The organism is Pseudomonas sp. MLB6B (genome assembly GCF_054508135.1).
Genome location: NZ_CP199313.1, coordinates 3,839,523 through 3,858,449, shown reverse-complemented (window position 1 = coordinate 3,858,449; position 18,927 = coordinate 3,839,523). Strand labels below are relative to the sequence as shown.

The window sequence follows — 18,927 nt, the reverse complement described above, 5'->3', positions numbered from 1 at the left end:
ATGGGGGTATTGACTTAGCTTCGTTACCTGCGTAAATTTCGCGGCCTCAGCGAAGCAAACGTAACACACGGGTGATTAGCTCAGCCGGGAGAGCATCTGCCTTACAAGCAGAGGGTCGGCGGTTCGATCCCGTCATCACCCACCACTTCCTGAGAAGTTTCTGAATCTGAAAGTGCTTTAGGGCAGCTTCAGTAGAGAGGAACAGGACGTCAGTCCATATGCGCAGCGGTAGTTCAGTCGGTTAGAATACCGGCCTGTCACGCCGGGGGTCGCGGGTTCGAGTCCCGTCCGCTGCGCCACTTTTTATCCAGATGGGTGTTCGCACCGGTCTGAGGTCGCCAGGCAAGCCCTGAGGCCAGATCCCAGTTTCAAACGGGCGCAAGCCTGTACGATACGCAGCGGTAGTTCAGTCGGTTAGAATACCGGCCTGTCACGCCGGGGGTCGCGGGTTCGAGTCCCGTCCGCTGCGCCATCTTCGCATCGAGTTCCCTAGAACAACTCGACGCAGCATGGGAGCCGAGTCAATCGGTTCTCATGTCTGTCGCCAAGGCCTGTGTGCCTAAGTGGCAGAACGGTTTCACCGGGCGCAAGCCCATGCGATACGCAGCGGTAGTTCAGTCGGTTAGAATACCGGCCTGTCACGCCGGGGGTCGCGGGTTCGAGTCCCGTCCGCTGCGCCATATCCGCCTCAAGGTCCTTGAACGCCTTGAAGCACAAAGAGAGCGACCTCAAGGTCGCTTTTTTTGTGTCCGCCGTTTGGCCGCTCATAGCGCTGACTCGGGCTCGGCCGATACCGATGAGCGGTTCCTGTCGCCAAGGAATGTGATGCACAATACGGCCCATTCGATTTTTCCCGGTAATGGCAATGTCTAGATCCTCCGCCCTCGCTGTGCTTGGGCTAACGTTCTGCCTGGCAGGCGTATCCGGCTGTGCCTCGAAGAAAGCCGCCATTTACGAGCACGAGAATTTCGACAACTCGGGCACTTATTCGCGCAGCTTTCCTGTAAACGAAGCAGGCTCGTGCGAAGCGGCGCGGCGCGCGTTGCTCAGCCAGGGTTACATCATCACCAGCAGCGATGCCAATCAGGTCGCAGGCAACAAGAGCTTCCAGCAGAATAGCGAGAACCACCTGCAGATCAGCTTCAACGTCACCTGCGCGCCCGACAGCAGCGACGAGCAACGTTCGACCATGTTCGCCAACGCCTTGCAGGACCGCTACAGCCTGAAAAAATCCAATACCTCGGCAAGCCTTGGGGTCGGCATTCTCGGCTCGGTATCGATGCCTATCGGTTCGAGTGACGACTCGATGGTCAAAGTTGCCAGCGAGACGGTGACCGCCGCGCAGTTCTACGACCGTTACTTCGCACTGGTGGAGAGCTACTTGCCCAGGCCGAAGAAAGCACAGCGCGCCCCTGCGGTGGCGCCCCCGGCCGAGGCCGCCAAAGCGCCTGCCGTCGCGCCCGACCTCGGCCTGCCAGAGCCTGCCTCGGCACCGGCCGCCGCTGATGCCTCGGCACCCGTCGCCAACAACGCCCTCGCTGCCGGCGCGCAAACCGCCGCAGCGACTGCGCCAGTGACGGCCACCGGCTCGGCCGTGCCTTCCGCTCCTGCAACGCCCGACACTCAGGCACCCGTACCCGCCGCTGCCGCGCAAGCGGACAGCCCGCAAGCGACAGGCGCAATCGATGACAGCCAGGGCTCGCAACCCATCGCTCCACCGGCGGCCGGCGAGCCCATCCATGTCATGCCCGAACCGCAAACCCAGGCTGTCGAGGCGTCACCGGCGGATCAAACCGATAACGCCGTTACACCGCTTGTTACACAACCCGCGGAGTGACGTACGAACGGCCTGCTACGTTTTCTTGGGTGTCATCACGCGTTCATCCACAGGCACTAACGTGATGCCACGCACACCTCAACGACGACGGAGCCGGGCCAATGGATGATTATCAGGAAGAATTGCTGGAAGCCCAGGCCTTCGAGGCCGAAGGGTTAGACGGTGTCGAAGACGCCACCGAGCTTTAGTCCAACCGACGCTGCTGCCGTCGATAGCTTCCCGGAGTAACGCCTGTCCAGCGCTTGAACGCGCGCTGGAAGGCTTCCGCGGAGGTGAACCCCAACACATACGCCACTTCCCCAAAGCTCAATACCGTATCGCGAATATAGGTTTCGGCCAGATCGCGACGCATACCGTTAAGCAACTCGCGAAACCCGGTGCCTTCTTCGGCCAATTGGCGACGCAACGTCCAGCTCGGCAGGTTCATGCGCTGCGCAACGTCTTCCAGGCTAGGCTCGCAACCGCCGCTCAATTGCGGGCCCAGCAAATGCGTGATTCGTTCGCGCAAGCTGCGCACGCGGGTGAGTTGATCGAGTTCGGCTTCGCACAACTGCAACAGGTGCTGCCAGGTGCCAGGGCAGTGCAGAGGATTATGCAAATCGAGATCGGCGCGCCCCAGCCTTACGCGATTGGTTTCGCTGCCGAATTGCACAGGGTGTTCGCAGAGCGCCTGGTAGCGCTCGGCTTCGGCAGGCGTGGGGAATTCGATGTGCAAACGCTCGGCATATAATGGCCTGCCTGCCACGCTTGAAAGCTGCATCAGCCAACCGCTGAGCAACGAATCCACCACAAAGCGGTTGTAGGCGTTGTAGGGGCTGATGGAATAGAAGTTCAGCCATGCGCCATGGGCGTCTTCCTCAAAACTGCAGCGGCCCCGATAGTTGCTCGCGTACAGCGGCTCGAAACGTAGCAATGCCTGGGCCGCAGCGCGGACGGTCGGCGCCTGGCCTGCGGCAATACCAGCAAGCCCTGCATGGGCCAGGCGGCTATGGCGACCCATGCGCAGCCCCAACCCAGGATCGCCGCACAGCTCAATGGCGGCATGCCCTAAATGCATGTAGCGCGGAATCGACAATCGCGCCCCGACCTGTGCCAGGCGCGAGGCGTCCAGGTCATAGCGGTGCAGCAGGGGTTCAGGGTCATAGCCAAGCTCGCGCAGCGCATCGGCCAACGGCTGCACCAGCCCGACCGACAGGTCGCCCAGGCGCAGCGCAGCCCGGCCTTGCGCGTTCACAGCCACAGATTGAGCATGCGCGCGCCTTGGCTAGGCGGGGCAGTCAGGCTCTGGCCGGCGCGGTTGGCGAAGCCCTGGCCGCCCACGGTCTGCTCCCAAAACTGCCCGCGTGCGAAGACGCTGATGCTGGTTGCGCCACCGCCAGCGACCTGGGTCAGGCGCTGCCAGGCGTCTCCTTCGCTGACTTCACCCCGCTGCAAGGGCAGCGCTTGCGCGGCGGGCTGATGGCGGTTGCCGCGCCAGGGCGCCTGCCAGGGGGCCTGGCCGGTCACGAAAGCCGGATTGGCGATCAATTCCACCGATTGCGCGTGCAACTGCTGATAATTCTGCGGGTACCAACTGTCGCTACCCACCAGCACCGCCAGCCGCCCGGCCGGGGTATCGAGCACTTGCACAGGCGCGGCCGCGCCCGGTTCGACGAAGCGGCGCAGCTCGCTGTCGGGATAGCGTTGGCGCTGGGGCTGGCCCAGTAGGCTGCCGTCGGTGGCGAACACCACGCTGGCGTTGAACAGCGGCCCACTGCCTGCGTGCAGCACACCCTGCGCTATGAAAGGCGCGGGCAGGATGATCGAACCCGCTACCAGAGTGATCTGGAAACGTTTGGCGAGCCCACCGAAGAGTTGCTGGTAATCGGCGGCCATTTGCTCGGCCTTCATGCGCAGGTGCGCGTCGGCGCGTCGGTCATCGCCGGTGGCTCGCAGCATGGCCACGCCGTAACGCAGTGGGTTGCTCAACTCCAGCCACTGCCAGGCCTCGCGACGATGGGTCACCTGGTACAGCGCGTTCTTTTCGCCGCGTGCCCACAGCCAGGTGCCGATGTGTTCGGGCAGGACCACGACGGTACGGGCGTTGATCAGACCTTGGTCGCGAGCCTGTTGCAGGTAGGCCGCAAGCTTGCGCTCCAGGCGCGCGAGGTTTTGGTAGTCGCCCGGAAACAGCAGAGGCTCGACCCCCAGCAGGTTGCCACGCCCGCCCGGTTCGCCGTGGTTCAGCGCAAGCTCGACGCGCAGGTCCGACAGGTAATGCCCCTCGGGACGTTGCAGGGTCCAAAGGCCGTAGCCGCCAAGTGCTACGAGCGACAATAGCGCCAAAGCGCCGCAAAGCAGTTTTCGCATGAAACCGTATCTATCCGATGGCTGGAGCGACAAGGGTACGAGCAAACCGGCGCAGCGCAAACGCTCACCGACCGTTTTCGTTCGCGACAAGACCGAGTACAGGCCGCCTCTACTTTGACCGGCACGCGCGGGCAGTGTCAGAACCGGTTACCCATTTGTCAGTTGCGATCATTGAGGTGGCAATCATAGCTGGTTAATGTCCCTTCCATCCATGAAGAGGCCCATCTCCAGTACGAGGCCTCGCTTCCCGTGACCCTGCCATAGGACCTCCCCATGACGGCCTCGCCTTATCCGCACCTGCTGGCCCCGCTCGACCTGGGTTTCACCACTTTGCGCAACCGCGCCTTGATGGGCTCGATGCACACCGGCCTCGAAGAAAAGCCCGGGGGTTTCGAGCGCATGGCGGCCTACTTCGCCGAGCGCGCGCGCGGTGGCGTGGGGCTGATGGTTACCGGCGGCATCGCCCCGAACGAGGAGGGTGGGGTGTACGCGGGCGCCGCCAAGCTCAGCACCGACGAGGAAGCCGAGCGCCATCGCCTGGTCACCGAGGCCGTGCACCAAGCCGGCGGCAAGATCTGCCTGCAGATCCTGCACGCCGGGCGCTACGCCTATAGCCCCAAGCAGGTCGCCCCTAGCGCCCTCAAGGCGCCGATCAACCCGTTCACGCCCAAGGCGCTGGACGAAGCCGGCATCGAGCAGCAGATCGGCGACTTCGTGCGTTGCGCGGTGCTGGCCCAGCGCGCTGGCTACGACGGCGTCGAGGTGATGGGCTCTGAAGGCTATTTCATCAACCAGTTTCTGGCCGCCTGCACCAATACCCGCACCGACCGCTGGGGCGGCAGTTTCGACAACCGCATGCGCCTGGCCGTGGACATCGTCAGGCGCATCCGCGAAGCGGTAGGGCCGAATTTCATCCTCATCTTCCGCTTGTCGATGCTCGATCTGGTCGAAGGCGGCAGTGACTGGCAAGAGATCGTGCGCCTGGCCAAGGCCATCGAACAGGCCGGTGCCACTCTGATCAACACCGGCATCGGCTGGCACGAGGCGCGCATCCCCACCATCGCCACCAAGGTGCCGCGCGCGGCCTTCAGCAAGGTCACCGCCAAGCTGCGCGGCGAAGTCGGCATTCCGCTGATCACCACCAACCGCATCAACATGCCGGAGGTGGCCGAAGCAGTGCTGGCGGCCGGCGACGCCGACATGGTGTCGATGGCCAGGCCCTTCCTGGCCGACCCTGAATTCGTCAACAAGGCCGCTGCGGGCCAAGCGCAGTCCATCAACACCTGCATCGGCTGCAACCAGGCCTGCCTGGACCACACCTTCGCCGGCAAGCTGACCACCTGCCTGGTCAACCCGCGTGCCTGCTACGAGACCGAACTCAACTACCTGCCGACCGCCCAACCCAAGCGCATCGCCGTCGTGGGCGCAGGCCCGGCCGGGTTGGCGGCGGCGACCGTTGCCGCGCAGCGCGGCCACCGCGTGACGCTGTTCGATGCCGGCAGCGAGATCGGTGGCCAGTTCAACGTCGCCAAGCGCATTCCCGGCAAGGAAGAGTTCTACGAGACCCTGCGCTACTTCGCCGACAGGATCGAACGCACCGGCGTCGACTTGCGCCTGGGCACCCGCGTCGATGTGCAGGCCTTGCTCGAGGGCGGCTACGACGAAGTGCTCCTCGCCACCGGCATCAGCCCCCGGGTGCCGGCCATTCCCGGCATCGAACACCCCAAGGTGCTGAGCTACCTGGACGTGCTGCTCGAACGCCAGCCGGTCGGTCGGCGGGTGGCAGTGATCGGTGCCGGGGGCATCGGCTTCGATGTCAGCGAGTACCTGGTGCATCAAGGCGTGGCCACCAGCCTGGATCGCGATGCGTTCTGGAAGGAGTGGGGCATCGATACCCGGCTCGAGGCCCGCGGTGGCGTCGCCGGTATCGCTGCGCAACCGCAGCCACCGGCGCGCGAGGTGTACCTGTTGCAGCGCAAGACGTCGAAGGTGGGCGACGGGCTGGGCAAGACCACCGGCTGGATCCACCGTGCCGGCCTCAAGCATCGCCAAGTACGCATGCTCAACAGCGTCGAGTATTTGCGGGTGGACGATGCCGGGCTGCACGTACGCATCGGCGACGCCGAACCGCAAGTACTGCCAGTGGACAACGTGGTGCTGTGCGCCGGTCAGGAGCCGCTACGCGAGCTGTACGACGGCTTGCAGGCCGCAGGGCAATCGGTGCACCTGATCGGCGGTGCGGATGTGGCGGCCGAGCTGGATGCCAAGCGGGCCATCGGCCAGGGATCGCGATTGGCGGCCGAGTTGTAGCGGTTGGCGGCCGGTATCGCGGCTGGTCAGGCAGATCGGCATTGCCGACCCCGGTCCCTGTCACTCTGACTAACGGACCATGGCATGAGGATACCTGCGTTGCCGGCCGTGATGCCGGCGACACCGTGTGCCGGAGAGTGCGTTGTGCCCTGGCTGGATAAGCGCCAGCACTAGCGTCCCAACCCTAGCCGTTCGACTGCTGGGAACCGGATGACCAAGTGGCGGGATCAAGCTCGACTCACTGCGACAATCCTTCCACCACCCTGCGCAATGAAGCCGCCAGCATCGGTCCGTGCCCCAGCCCTTCGAAGGCCTGCACGCCTACCTTCACGCCATCGACCTTCGCCAGCTGCGCTGCCAGATCACGTAATTTCTGCCCCCCATCGTCCTGAACGCGACCTCCTGGACTATCCGGCTCCTCGGAGCCGCGCATCAGCAGCACTTCAGGTCGCGCGCTACCCAGGCGCCCGGCCAGACCCTCGGCTTCCCGCACCAGCACACCCTCGCGCCACCACAGCGACGGGCTGGCCGCGGCGTATTCGCTGAACGCACTTGGCCGGGTGAATAGCGTGTGCAGCACCGCCAGTCCTCCATAGGAATGCCCCCACAGCGTCTGGCGCGCCAGGTCGATTGGCGCCTGCGAAGCCACCAGTGTGCGCATGCGCCCGGTCAGCAGATCGAGAAACGCGTCCACGCCGCCGCTGGGCAGTTGGGTCAACGGATCGCGCTGTTCCCTCAAGCCTGGCACCGTTGGCGTGTAGTCATAGGTGCGCGCGGCGCGCTCGATGCGCTGTTCGCTTTGGTAGCCCACCGCCACCAGTAGCGGCGCCTGGCCGGCGGCCAGTGCGTCCAATTGCCGGCCGTCCAAAGCGCCCAGCGCGGCATTGCCGTCGAGCATCCACAGCACCGGATAGCCTGCCGCAGGCGCAGGGCGGTTCGGTTGGCCGACCCACAGGCGGTAATGACGCTGTCCGTCGAGCGAATCCAGGTCCAGCTGCGTGAAGCGGTAAGCCAGGTCAGTGCGCTCGAGCAGCGAAGTGTCCATGGTTTGCACGGGGTCGGGCTGCGCAAGGGCGGCCAGTGCCACGATAGCCAGGGCCAACGCCAGGGCCAGGGTCGTCTTGCTCATCGTTCGTCTCGTCGAGGCCTGGCAAGGGCTGCCAAGCGGGAGAGCCAGATGGTAGGCCGTCGAGGGCACAGGTAAAGCGTCTTAACCTTCTAAACCGTCGCCGGCCACCGGCAGGAGCAGGTGCAGGCACAGCCCCGGCTGCGCATTGCTGGCCCACAGCCGGCCGCCTTGCAGCTCCACGGCGCGGCGGGCGATGGCCAAACCCAGACCGAAGCCCGCGCCGCTGCCGGCCAGGCGTCGATAGGGTTGGAAGATGCGTTCCAGTTCGCCGTCCGGCACGCCAGGGCCTTGATCGCTCAGAAGCAGATGCCAGTACTCGCCCTCGCGCCAGCCCTCGAGGCGCACCTCGCCGCCGGCCGGCGAGTGGCGAATGGCGTTGCGCAGCAGGTTTTCCAGGGCCTGCGCCAGGCTGTCCAAGTGCGCCTGCACCCGGCAATCGGTACCCAGCGAGCAGGGCAGGCGGATACGCGGCCAACCGCTTTCGAAGCAGATGTCCTCGCACAGCGCCTCCCACAACGACAGCACCAGCAGCGGCTCGGTCGGCAGGCTGGGCTGTTCGGTGTCCATCCAGGCCAAGTCCAGGGTATTTTCCAGCAGCCTTTGCATGTCGGCGACTTCGCGGTCCAGGCGCTCGCGCAATTGCGCCGGCGACAGGTCGCTGTCGTGGGCGATGCGCAACCGCGCCAGGGGCGTGCGCAGCTCGTGCGACAGAGTACGCAGCAGCAGGCGCTGTTGCTCCAGGCTTTGGCGCAGGCGCCCGGCCATGTGCTCGAAGGCCTGGGCCAGCTCGCCCAGCTCGTCGCGGCGCTGCTGCAAGGGCAGGCCGGGGCTGTCGAGGTCGTCGGCGCGCAAGGCGTCGGCGCGGTCGCGCAGGCGGTTCAGCGGCACCACCAGGTGGCGGTACAGCACCAGCACCAACAGCAGCGCCAGCAGGGCGGGGGCCAGGCCATGGGTGACTATGTGGGTCCAGGGCGTGAGGCCGGTGGGCAACAGACGCTCGGGCAGTTGCATGACCAGGCGCCCCTGTTCGGGGTGTTGCGGAAACGCAATGCTGACGTAGGGCAGTTGGTCTTGCAGGCGGCGGCTCAGCGGCCAGTCGAGCTTGCGCATGAAGGTCAGGTGGCTGGCCTCCTCGGCGCTCAGGGGCGTGGTGCCCAGGCTCTGCAACTGCGGGCCGATGACCGCCACCCAGGTGGCTTCCTGCGCGGCCAGCCGCCTGCGCCAGGCCTCGATGGCCACAGCCCCGCCTTCGTCCCAGGTGTGCTCGGCCTGCGCCGCGTAGCGTGCCAGGTAACGTTGGTCGGCCTCCGACAGAAAATAGGTGCTGCGCTCCACCGACAGGCCCCAGGTCCAGATCAGCCAGACCAGCAACAGACAGAAGCCGACCTGCAGCACGGCCAGCTTCCACAACAAGGGATGGCGACGCATCAGGGCTGTTCCGTGTCGACCAGCAGATAGCCCTGGCCACGTACGGCCTGGATCTGCAAATGCTGGGCACCGATGTCGGCCAATTTGCGCCGCAGATTGCACACGTGCACGTCCAGGCCCCGGTCCAGTCGGGTGTAGGCGCGGTACAGCACGGTCTGGTAGAGAAAGGGTTTGCTCAGGGCTTCGCCGGGGTGTGCATGCAGGGTAGCCAGCAGGCGGAATTCGGAGGCCGTGAGGCCGGCCGCGCGACTCTCGTACAGGGCATCCTGGCGCTCGTGGTCGAGCCTGACCTCGCCGGCATCGCCGGAAGAGACCGGCCGGCGGTCGAACGCCACGCGGCGCAGCAGCGCATCGACCCGGGCATCGAGTTCGGCCAGGCTGAAAGGCTTGGGCAGGTAGTCGTCGGCGCCGCGGGTGAAGCCGCTGATGCGGTCCTGCTCGGCGCCCAGCGCCGACATCAACATCACCGGCACCGCCTGGCGCTTGCGCAGCGCATCAAGCAGGCTCAGACCGTCGATGCCTGGCAGCAGGATGTCCAGCAGCACCAACCCGAAGTCCGCGCGTTGCAGGGCATCGAGCGCTTCGGTGCCGGTGGCGCAGGCCTGCACGACGAAGCCGCGGTTGAGGAAGTGGCGTTCCAGATCGTGGCGCAGGCGCGGATCGTCTTCGGCGAGCAGGAGTGAGGTGGGCACGGCGGGCCTTGGATGAGAATTCATATCAGTTGCGAATCATCCCATTGCCGGTGGGAAGAGGGCAACGCTTGCCTGTGTTAATAAAGTTAAGCCTGCTGCACCCCAGATTCCTATTCGATATTCTTCGCAAATAACAAATTATTTCGTTTGAGAATCACTGCCATTTGCGCATATAGGGGCGACATGAACGGTTTTGAACGTGTGGGGAGCGCTGGACGGGTGCGGAGTTGGATCATGCTGGGGCTGCTGGCGCCCTTTTCCCTGTCGGCGCTGGCCGAAACGGTGGCCTTGCAGGCGGACGAGGAGGGCGCGCTGGACCTCCCGGCACTGACCATCGACGGCAACCGTCTGTACGACATGCTGCCGTCTGAAGCTACCGGCGGCTACAGCGTCGATGCCGCCACGGTGGGCACCAAGACGCCCGCCGCGCTCAAGGACATCCCGCAGTCGATCACCGTCTACACCCAGGACTACGTCAAGGACCGCCAGTTCGTGCACCTCGACGACCTGGCCAAATACACCGCCGGCCTGCGCACCTTGACCAACGACAGTGGTCGTTCGTCGATCTACGCCCGTGGCTACGAATACAGCGAGTTCAACATCGATGGCCTGCCGGCGCCGATGGCCAGCATCTTCGGCACCGTGCCGTCGCTGGCGGCGTTCGACCGGGTCGAGATCATGCGCGGTCCGGCTGGGCTGTTCAGCAGCACCAGCGAGCTGGGCGGCATCGTCAACATGGTGCGCAAGCGGCCGACCGCCGAATTTCAGGGCCATGTCGAAGGTCGCTACGGCACCTGGGACACCAACCATGAGGAAGTCGACCTCAGCGGCCCGCTCGACCAGGCCGGTCGCGTGCGCGGGCGTTTCGTCGCCTCGCGGGACGACACCAACGGCGAGGTGGACTACAACGCCAATACCAGCGACAGCTATTACGGCGCGCTGGACATCGACCTCGACGAAGCCACCGAGCTGTCGTTCGGCTTGATCCACGAAGTGAAGAACATCACCCCGCACAATGGCTACCCGGCCACGCTGTCGGGCGAAGTGCCGGACTTCAGCCATTCGCGTTTCCTGGGCGCCGACTGGAACTACTTCGACGGCAAGACCACCGACCTGGTCGCCGAACTGACCCACCGCTTCGACAACGGCGGCTACGGCCGCGTCGCTGCGCGCGGCTCGCACCGCGACACCGATTACCTGTACGCCTTCACCGCCACCAACGCCGTCAACGGCGCCAACTCCGAACGCGCCAGCGCCCGCGACTTCACCCAGGACACCTACTCGCTCGACGCCAGCTACAGCCAGCCGTTCGAAACCCTTGGCCAGATCAGCGAGTTCGTGGTCGGCAGCGACTACAAGAACTACGACAGCGAATACCGCAACGGCGCCACCAACCTGGGCGCCATCAACGTCAACACCTACTCGCCGAAGCGCTTCGCCAAACCTTCGCCCAACTACAGCACCGAGGTGGGTACGCAGGAAGAGGAGTACGGCCTGTACTCGAAAGTCACCTTCCGCCCGGTCGAGCGCCTGGCATTGATCGCCGGCGGCCGGTTCAGCTGGTACCGCGGCGATTTCTACACCACCACGCTCAAGAGCGGCGCGACGGTCGCCGACGACAAGCGCGTGGATGGACACTTCACCCCCTATGGCGGCGTGGTCTACGACCTGACCGACAACCACGCGCTGTACGCCAGTTATTCGCAGGTGTTCAAGCCGCAGTCGGAAACCGACCAGGGTGGCCGTGTGCTCAAGCCCCGGGAAGGCGAGCAGTACGAGTTCGGCCTCAAGAGCAGCTACTTCGGCGGCGACCTGAATACACGGCTGTCGGCCTTCCGCCTGACCGACGAGAACCGCGCCAGCACGTTGTACGACGCCAACGGCGTGGCCACCACGGCTTCGGTGGCTTCCGGCAAGACGCGGGTCAAGGGGGCCGAACTGGAAGTCAGCGGCAAGCTCACGCCGAACTGGGAACTGTTGGCCGGCTATACCTGGATGGACACCGAAACCGTCAAGGGCGATGCGCAGACCACCTTCTTCATCATGCCGCGCCAGCAGGCCTCGCTGTGGACCAAGTACACCCTCGACCAGGGCCCGTTGCAGGGGCTGGCGGTCGGCGGCGGCATCTCGGCGATGAGCGACTTCTACGCCGAAAACGGTGGCGTGCGCATCGACGCGCCGGGTTATGCAACGGTGGATGCACTGGTCTCGTACCCCGTGACCTCGAAGCTGACCGCTACCTTGAACGTCAACAACCTGTTCGATCGCGATTACCTGTCGCGGGTGGGTTCGACCTCGACCTTCAACTTCTATGGGCCGTCGCGCAGCATGATGGTGGGCGCGCGTTACGATTTCTAAGCCTTTCTCACTGCGCTTCTACCTGAACGGGTAGAAGCGCCATCACCACGGTGGCTGGCATCGCTATCCCGTCCGGGGCGCGCACGTCACCTGTTAGACTGTCGCCCCGCCCAACACCCGATGCTCGCATGCCGGCCCTCCCCGAATTCCCCATCGCCCCCTTGCAACCCCTGAACTTGCCCTGGCTCGAACGGGCCGGCATACAGGCCGCGATCCTGCGCCTTGACCTGATCGACTCGCTGATCGGTGGCAACAAATGGTTCAAGCTGCGCCACCACCTGCTCGCGGCTCACAGCGCAGGCGCGCCCGGCCTGATCGGCCTGGGCGGCAACCATTCCAACCATCTGCATGCCCTGGCGGCGGCGGGGCAACGTCTGGGGTTGCCCACCGCCGGTCTGCTGCGCGGCCATGCCCAGCACACGCCGACCGTCGAAGACCTCCAGCGTTTCGGCATGCAGTTGCACTGGTTGGGCTATGGTGGCTACCGCGCGCGGCACCAGTCCGATTTCTGGGCGCCTTGGCACGCGCGTTATCCCGGCTGGTACTGCATTCCCGAAGGCGGTGGCGGGGCAGAAGGGGCGTTGGGCTGTCAGGCCATCGTCGAGCAGGCGCGCGCGCAGTTGCCTGCGCTGGGTTGGGCCGACTACGACGCCTGGTGGCTGGCCGTGGGCACCGGCACTACCCTGGCCGGCGTGGTCCAAGCCGAGGCAGGCGCGCACCCCGTGCACGGGGCGCTGGCGGTGCCTGCCGACCACGGCGTGGCGGCCAGCGTGCGGGCCCTGGCCGGTGACCACGGCTATCGCCTGCACGACGCCAGCCGCGGCGGCTTCGCAAAGATGGACGAAGCGCTGCTGAACTTCGTCGATGCCTGCGAGCGTGACAGCGGCGTACCGCTGGAGGCGCTGTACAGCGGCAAGCTGCTGATGGCGCTGCGCGAGCAGGTCGCTGCCGGCCAGATCGCGCGCGGCAGCCGGCTGCTGCTGGTGCATGGCGGCGGCTTGCAAGGGCGGCGCGGTTACCGGTGAGGCAGCATGCGCCTCAAGGTGTTGTCGCGACGCACCCAGTGGTGGTACAGCCCGGCCACGGCATGCAGGCCGATCAACCAATAACCCCAGGTGCCGACCCGCTCGTGCCAGCCCTTGATGAACTTGGCGAGGTCCGGGTTGGGCTCGATCAATGCCGGCAACTCCAGACCGTAGAACGGAATGGGTTTGCCTGCGGCGCTGAGGATCAGCCAGCCGGCCAACGGCATCCCGATCAGCAGCCCGTACAGCAGCAGGTGCACCAGGTGCGCTAGGCCCGTTTGCCAAGCGGGCGGCTTGGGCAGGATAGGCGGCGTCGGGTTGCGCAGGCGCGTGGCCAGGCGCAGCCATACCAGCACGAAGACGGTCAGGCCGAGCATGAAGTGCAGGGCTTTCATCAGGTCGCGCTCGGCGCTGTCGCGGGGGAACAGGCCACGAAACTCGATGCAGGCGTAGACCGCCGCCAGCAGAACGAGGGTGAGCCAGTGCAGCAGGATCGATAGCCGCGCGTAATGCGTGGGTGGGGTGGTTGTGGTCATGGGTGGGTCTCGTCATCGGGTCACGGAACGGGTCGCGCTCTGTCGGCGCTCAGCAGGAAGGCATCACGCGTGCCGTCGCTGAGTCTAGACGCGAGTCGGCAGCTTGGCGGCACGTGGCCGAGCGGGTTCCGGCCGTACGTCCCAGTGGATTGCGGCGGGCGGGGACGCAGCCATAGGCAGCTCAGGAGGCTGCGTTGGTGGCACCCACTGCCTCTACAGAGGCTGGCGCCGGCCATTGATCGCTCACCAGAAACACCCGTTCGCGCTCCGTGCAGATGCCGTCGGTCTCAGGCGCCAGTCTGACCAGCAGCCGCGCCGTCGCTTGCGGCTCCAGCAAGGCCTGCCACTGCTGGAACTGCGCTGCCGACCACACACGCGCCTGCTCCACCCGCGCCGGCGCCAGCCAGCGTTCGCGCGGCAGTGGCTGCCAGTGCCCCGCCGGGCGGCTGGCGACGAAACCTGCCCAGTCGCTTTGCCGTACCCAATGCCCACGTAGGTGGTCGACCGCTGCGCCGGCAGGCGGCCTGCACCCTTCGGACCAGGGATAGAACAGGTAGCCGCCCAACCACAGATGCGACTGCGGCGTGTCGATCCCCAGCGCCGCCAGGGCAGTGCGCGTCTCGGGATGCGCCGCCATCGGCAGTTGGTGGTTGGCCAAGTGGGCAAGCTTGCTGCCCAAGCGGTCGTGGCAGCCAGGCCCCAACCAGTGCTCGGCCTGCTCGCCAGCATCCCGCTCAGGCCCCAGATAGAGTTTGATCGCCAACTCCAGGTGGTGCACCCCGGTGCGGTCGCGCAGCAGCACGTCGAGCTCGCCCAGGGTGCGCCCGCCCGCCCGGATCGGCAGGTTGCTGGCCAGCAGTTCGATACCCGGCGCGGCGATCAGGGCGAAGTGCCAGAGCCGCTCGTAATACAGGCCAAGGCGCCGGCTGCCGCGTTGTGCCAGCCAGGCGTCCAGCGATTCGGGTGCTCGGTCCAGTTGGCGCAACCAGTCTTCCAGCGCCTGCGGCGCGTCGGACCAGGCGCTGGCCGTCAGCGGATGGCGCTGGGCCCCGGCGCAGTGGCGCATCAGCGCGGGCGAGAGCAGCGTCCAGGCCAGGTCGCGTACGCTGTCCTGCCGTAGCTGGCCGGGCAGGGTGGCGAGCGCACGGAACGGGTTCATGCTGCCAATCTCGCTGGTTTGCCGCTGGCCGTCGGTTTCGCCCATAATTCACCCCTTAGTGCCGCAAAGGCCATTCGCAATCCGCCGTAGAGCCTAGCAGGAGCCCCATGGAGCAATTTCGCAATATCGGAATCATCGGTCGTCTCAACAGCGCCCAGGTGCTCGACACGATCCGCCGACTGAAAAAATTCCTCACCGAGCGGCACCTGCACGTGATTCTCGAAGACACCATCGCCGAGGTCTTGCCGGGGCATGGCTTGCAAACGTCTTCGCGCAAGCTGCTGGGCGAGGTGTGCGACCTGGTCATCGTGGTCGGCGGCGACGGCAGCCTGCTCGGCGCCGCGCGCGCCCTCGCCCGGCACAATACCCCGGTGCTGGGCATCAACCGCGGCAACCTGGGCTTTCTCACCGACATCCGCCCCGACGAGCTGGAAACCAAGGTCGCCGAGGTGCTCGAAGGCCACTATCTGGTCGAGAACCGTTTCCTGCTGCAAGCCGAAGTGCGTCACCACAACGAAGCCATCGGCCAGGGCGATGCGCTCAACGATGTGGTGCTGCACCCCGGCAAGTCGACGCGCATGATCGAGTTCGAAATCTACATCGACGGCCAGTTCGTCTGTAGCCAGAAGGCCGACGGCCTGATCGTCGCCACCCCCACCGGCTCCACTGCCTACGCCCTGTCGGCCGGCGGGCCGATCATGCACCCCAAGCTCGACGCCATCGTCATCGTGCCGATGTACCCGCATACGCTGTCGGGCCGGCCGATCGTGGTCGACGGCAACAGCGAACTGAAGATCGTGGTGTCCAAGGACCTGCAGATCTACCCGCAAGTGTCGTGCGACGGGCAGAACCACTTCACCTGCGCGCCGGGCGATACCGTCACGGTGAGCAAGAAACCGCAGAAGCTGCGCCTGATCCACCCTCTGGGGCACAACTACTACGAGGTCTGCCGCACCAAGCTCGGGTGGGGCAGCCGCCTGGGGGGCAGGGACGACTGATGCTCGATCCGGCGCGCAGTTTCGACATCATCGGCGACGTGCATGGCTGTGCCCATACCCTCGAACGTCTGCTCGACGCGCTCGGCTACCGCCGCCAGGGCGGCGTCTGGCGCCACCCGCGGCGCCAGGTGCTGTTCCTCGGCGACATCGTCGACCGCGGCCCGCGCATCCGCGAGGCCTTGCACCTGGTGCACGACATGGTCGAGGCCGGCGAAGCGTTCTGCATCATGGGCAATCATGAGTACAACGCCCTGGGCTGGGTCACCCCGGCACTGCCCGGCAGCGGCAAGACCCACGTGCGCGAGCACACGCCGCGCCATACCCGGCTGATCGAAGACACCCTCAACCAGTTCGCCCAGCACCCGGCCGACTGGCACGACTTCACCCAGTGGTTCTATCGCCTGCCGCTGTTCGTCGACGCCGGGCGTTTCCGCCTGGTGCACGCCTGCTGGGACCCGGACCTGATCGCGCAACTGCGCAGACAATACCCCGACGGCTGCGTGGACCCGCATTTCATCCAGGCGTCGGCAGTGTCCGGCAGCTTCGCGTCCAGCGTGTGCAACCGTCTGCTGCGCGGTACCGACATGCGCCTGCCCGACGGGCTGACCCTGACCGGTGGCGACGGCCTGACCCGCGCCTTCTTCCGCACCAAGTTCTGGGAAGACGACCCGCAGACCTACGGCGACATCGTCTTCCAACCCGACGCACTGCCCGAAGACGTCGCCCGCACGCCGCTCGACCCGAAACAGAAACAGGCCCTGCTGCGCTACCCGGAAGACGAGCCGCTGCTGTTCGTCGGCCACTACTGGCGCAGCGGGCCGCCCAGCCCGATTCGGCCCAACCTGGCCTGCCTGGACTACAGCGCGGTGCTGTACGGCAAGCTGGTGGCCTATCGGCTGGACCAGGAAACCCGCATCGATCCCGACAAGTTCGTCTGGGTCGACGTCGAACGCTCGCAGGCCCACCCATGACCTACATCGATGTGCTGCGCCTGCCGCTGAGCACCGACCTCGGCCCCTTCGTTCGCGATCTGCAACGCCTGCAACTGCCGCACCGAGTCAGCGAGGAGGGCGACGTGCAGGTGCTGTGGGCGCCCGAGGCCCTGGCTGGCGAGGTACGCGCGTTGTACGAGCGGCATCTGCGCGGCGAGGCGCTGCCGATCGTGCAACCACCTTTGATCGAGCCGTCGCAGCCGTCACCGCACGCCGCGCCTTCGTTGCTGGCCCAGGCCAAGGCCTGCAAGGTCACCACCCTGGTCATCGTACTGTGCCTGTTGGTGGCGGCCGTAACCGGGCTTGGCGACAACCTGGACACGGTCGGCTGGTTCACCTTCCTCGACGTGCAGGTGCGCGGCGACTACCTGTACTTTACCCCCTTCGCCCAAGGCTTGGCCGATGGCCAGTGGTGGCGGCTGCTGTCGCCGATGCTGCTGCATTTCGGGGTGTTGCACCTGGCGATGAACAGCCTGTGGTACTGGGAGCTGGGCAAACGCATCGAGCTGCGCCAAGGGGCTTGGGCGTTGCTGGGGCTGACCCTGCTGTTCTCATTGGTGTCGAACCTGGCGCAGCATTTCGTCGGCGGGCCGAGCCTGTTCGGCGGCTTGTCCGGCGTGCTTTACGGTTTGCTCGGGCACATCTGGCTGTTCCAGCGCCTGACGCCCACTCCACAGTTCGCCCTGCCCAAGGGCGTGCTGGTGATGATGCTGATCTGGCTCGTGGTGTGCCTGACCGGTGTGGTCGGCCAGCTCGGCATGGGCCAGATCGCCAACGCCGCCCACGTGGGCGGGCTGCTCATCGGTTGCTGCACGGGCCTCTTGGGTGGGGCTCTGGCGCGGCGTAAACTAGGCGCTTTCTGACGGCCGCTTGTGCCCATGCCCACTTGAATTCACGCGTGCAAGACTTATGTCTACACGCGTCGAGTGCGATTTCAGCCGTTCTCCTCTTTACTTCGCTTTGCGCGGGCTTCGCGCAACCTCCCTTCCAGACCGGGCCCATTGGCTCGCCCCAGGAGACGCCATGTCGACGTTCGAACACATGATCGAAAACATCACCCCAGACATCTACCAAAGCCTGAAGACCGCGGTCGAACTGGGCCGCTGGTCCGACGGGCGCAAGCTCACCCAGGAGCAGAAGGAGCTGTCGCTGCAGGCGGTGATCGCCTGGGAGGCCAAGCACCTGCCCGAAGACCAGCGCACCGGCTACATGGGGCCGCAGGAATGCGCCTCCAAATCCGCACCCATCCCCAACATCCTGTTCAAGTCGGACTCGGTACATTGATCGAACTCGCTCGTGGCTCGTTGAGCAAAATGGCCGTACGTCTCGACGCTACGGACGCGCACTACAGTTTCCGCCTGGGCGAAACCCTGGTGCCGGTCAACCCGCTGATCGGCCAGTCGCTGCGCCTGGAATACCTGGGCGCCATCCATTGCAGCCACTGTGGCAAGCGCACCAAGACCAGCTTCAGCCAGGGCTACTGCTACCCCTGCATGACCAAGCTGGCCCAGTGCGACCTGTGCATCATGGCCCCGGAACGCTGCCACTACGACGCCGGCACCTGCCGCGATCCGTCCTGGGGCGAGCAATTCTGCATGACCGACCATATCGTTTATCTGGCCAACTCCTCGGGCGTCAAGGTGGGCATCACCCGCGCCACCCAACTGCCCACCCGCTGGCTCGACCAGGGCGCCAGCCAGGCGCTGCCGATCCTGCGCGTGGGCACGCGCCAGCAATCGGGCCTGGTGGAAGACCTGCTGCGCAGCCAGGTGCCCGACCGCACCAACTGGCGCGCCTTGCTCAAGGGCGAGGCCGAGCCTCTGGACCTGATCGCCGTGCGCGAACGCATTTTCGACGCCTGTGCCGAGGGCCTGCGCGAGCTGCAAGGGCGCTTCGGCCTGCAAGCGATCCAGCCGCTGCCCGCCGCCGAAGTGGTGCAGGTGCGCTATCCGGTGCAGGCCTACCCGCAGAAGATCGTCAGCTTCAACCTGGACAAGAACCCGGTGGTAGAGGGCACGCTGCTGGGCATCAAGGGTCAATACCTGATCTTCGACACCGGCGTGATCAACATTCGCAAGTACACGGCCTATCAACTCGCCGTGCTTCAGTAAAAA

16 protein-coding genes and 4 tRNA genes are annotated in these 18,927 nt (G+C 65.6%); 13 read left to right on the top strand and 7 right to left on the bottom strand.

Annotated features, from left to right (window positions below):
• Nucleotides 1-69: 69 nt before the first annotated feature.
• The 5 genes from ACSMEV_RS17005 to ACSMEV_RS16985 all read left to right on the top strand — a co-directional run bounded on the left by ACSMEV_RS17005 (nt 70) and on the right by ACSMEV_RS16985 (nt 1,837).
• A tRNA-Val gene (locus tag ACSMEV_RS17005) sits at nt 70-145 on the top strand.
• Between the two features lie 77 nt (nt 146-222).
• Nucleotides 223-299, top strand: a tRNA-Asp gene (locus tag ACSMEV_RS17000).
• A gap of 96 nt (nt 300-395) precedes the next feature.
• Nucleotides 396-472, top strand: a tRNA-Asp gene (locus ACSMEV_RS16995).
• 131 nt (nt 473-603) lie between these two features.
• Nucleotides 604-680, top strand: a tRNA-Asp gene (locus ACSMEV_RS16990).
• A 185-nt stretch (nt 681-865) separates the two neighbouring features.
• Complete coding sequence (locus ACSMEV_RS16985; protein WP_459206189.1) at nt 866-1,837, top strand: DUF2242 domain-containing protein; 972 nt, start codon at nt 866-868, stop codon at nt 1,835-1,837.
• Nucleotides 1,838-2,021: 184 nt separating this feature from the next.
• Here the strand turns inward: ACSMEV_RS16985 and ACSMEV_RS16980 are convergent, their stop codons facing one another.
• Both ACSMEV_RS16980 and ACSMEV_RS16975 read right to left on the bottom strand, forming a co-directional pair.
• On the bottom strand, nt 2,022-3,071 hold the full coding sequence (locus tag ACSMEV_RS16980; protein ID WP_459208374.1) for an AraC family transcriptional regulator: 1,050 nt from the start codon (nt 3,069-3,071) through the stop codon (nt 2,022-2,024).
• Entirely contained in the window at nt 3,068-4,186 is a 1,119-nt protein-coding gene (locus ACSMEV_RS16975) for a nitrilase-related carbon-nitrogen hydrolase (RefSeq protein WP_459206188.1), read from the bottom strand. Before ACSMEV_RS16975 ends, ACSMEV_RS16980 begins: the two co-directional genes overlap by 4 nt.
• A 273-nt stretch (nt 4,187-4,459) precedes the next feature.
• Here ACSMEV_RS16975 and ACSMEV_RS16970 point away from each other — a divergent pair, with 273 nt between their 5' ends.
• Nucleotides 4,460-6,496 carry an oxidoreductase gene (locus ACSMEV_RS16970; RefSeq protein ID WP_459206187.1) on the top strand — a complete coding sequence of 679 codons (2,037 nt, stop codon included), beginning with the start codon at nt 4,460-4,462 and terminating at the stop codon, nt 6,494-6,496.
• 238 nt (nt 6,497-6,734) lie between these two features.
• Here ACSMEV_RS16970 and ACSMEV_RS16965 read toward each other — a convergent pair whose 3' ends face one another.
• From ACSMEV_RS16965 to ACSMEV_RS16955, 3 genes are all read right to left on the bottom strand, one after another.
• Nucleotides 6,735-7,625: an alpha/beta hydrolase gene (locus ACSMEV_RS16965; RefSeq protein WP_459206186.1), complete on the bottom strand. Its 891-nt coding sequence runs from the start codon at nt 7,623-7,625 to the stop codon at nt 6,735-6,737.
• Nucleotides 7,626-7,706: 81 nt separating this feature from the next.
• Entirely contained in the window at nt 7,707-9,053 is a 1,347-nt protein-coding gene (locus ACSMEV_RS16960) for a HAMP domain-containing sensor histidine kinase (protein ID WP_459206185.1), read from the bottom strand.
• Nucleotides 9,053-9,745: a response regulator transcription factor gene (locus ACSMEV_RS16955; protein WP_459206184.1), complete on the bottom strand. Its 693-nt coding sequence runs from the start codon at nt 9,743-9,745 to the stop codon at nt 9,053-9,055. Before ACSMEV_RS16955 ends, ACSMEV_RS16960 begins: the two co-directional genes overlap by 1 nt.
• Nucleotides 9,746-9,928: 183 nt before the next feature.
• Between ACSMEV_RS16955 and ACSMEV_RS16950 the strand changes: the two genes are divergently transcribed.
• A complete protein-coding gene (locus ACSMEV_RS16950) occupies nt 9,929-12,103 on the top strand; it encodes a TonB-dependent siderophore receptor (RefSeq protein ID WP_459206183.1) in 2,175 nt (724 codons plus the stop codon).
• A 128-nt stretch (nt 12,104-12,231) separates the two neighbouring features.
• A complete protein-coding gene (locus ACSMEV_RS16945; protein ID WP_459206182.1) occupies nt 12,232-13,128 on the top strand; it encodes a 1-aminocyclopropane-1-carboxylate deaminase/D-cysteine desulfhydrase in 897 nt (298 codons plus the stop codon).
• Here ACSMEV_RS16945 and ACSMEV_RS16940 read toward each other — a convergent pair.
• Nucleotides 13,119-13,664 (bottom strand): cytochrome b, encoded by a 546-nt coding sequence (locus tag ACSMEV_RS16940; protein WP_459206181.1) that lies wholly within the window; start codon nt 13,662-13,664, stop codon nt 13,119-13,121. The two genes, ACSMEV_RS16945 and ACSMEV_RS16940, sit on opposite strands and share 10 nt — an antisense overlap.
• A 181-nt stretch (nt 13,665-13,845) precedes the next feature.
• Entirely contained in the window at nt 13,846-14,868 is a 1,023-nt protein-coding gene (locus tag ACSMEV_RS16935) for a DUF1853 family protein (RefSeq protein ID WP_459206180.1), read from the bottom strand.
• Nucleotides 14,869-14,930: 62 nt separating this feature from the next.
• Between ACSMEV_RS16935 and ACSMEV_RS16930 the strand changes: the two genes are divergently transcribed.
• The 5 genes from ACSMEV_RS16930 (at nt 14,931) to ACSMEV_RS16910 (ending at nt 18,924) form a co-directional block, all read left to right on the top strand.
• Nucleotides 14,931-15,821, top strand: coding sequence for an NAD(+) kinase (locus ACSMEV_RS16930; RefSeq protein WP_459206179.1), 891 nt, complete (start codon nt 14,931-14,933; stop codon nt 15,819-15,821).
• On the top strand, nt 15,818-16,792 hold the full coding sequence (locus ACSMEV_RS16925; protein WP_459208373.1) for a metallophosphoesterase: 975 nt from the start codon (nt 15,818-15,820) through the stop codon (nt 16,790-16,792). Before ACSMEV_RS16930 ends, ACSMEV_RS16925 begins: the two co-directional genes overlap by 4 nt.
• On the top strand, nt 16,789-17,676 hold the full coding sequence (locus ACSMEV_RS16920) for a rhomboid family intramembrane serine protease (RefSeq protein ID WP_459206178.1): 888 nt from the start codon (nt 16,789-16,791) through the stop codon (nt 17,674-17,676). The genes ACSMEV_RS16925 and ACSMEV_RS16920 overlap by 4 nt, the downstream gene beginning before the upstream one ends.
• Before the next feature lie 160 nt (nt 17,677-17,836).
• The gene (locus tag ACSMEV_RS16915; protein ID WP_459206177.1) at nt 17,837-18,097 is read left to right on the top strand and encodes a YeaC family protein; all 261 of its coding nucleotides are present in this window, start codon (nt 17,837-17,839) and stop codon (nt 18,095-18,097) included.
• Complete coding sequence (locus ACSMEV_RS16910; RefSeq protein WP_459206176.1) at nt 18,094-18,924, top strand: DUF2797 domain-containing protein; 831 nt, start codon at nt 18,094-18,096, stop codon at nt 18,922-18,924. The genes ACSMEV_RS16915 and ACSMEV_RS16910 overlap by 4 nt, the downstream gene beginning before the upstream one ends.
• Nucleotides 18,925-18,927: the final 3 nt, after the last annotated feature.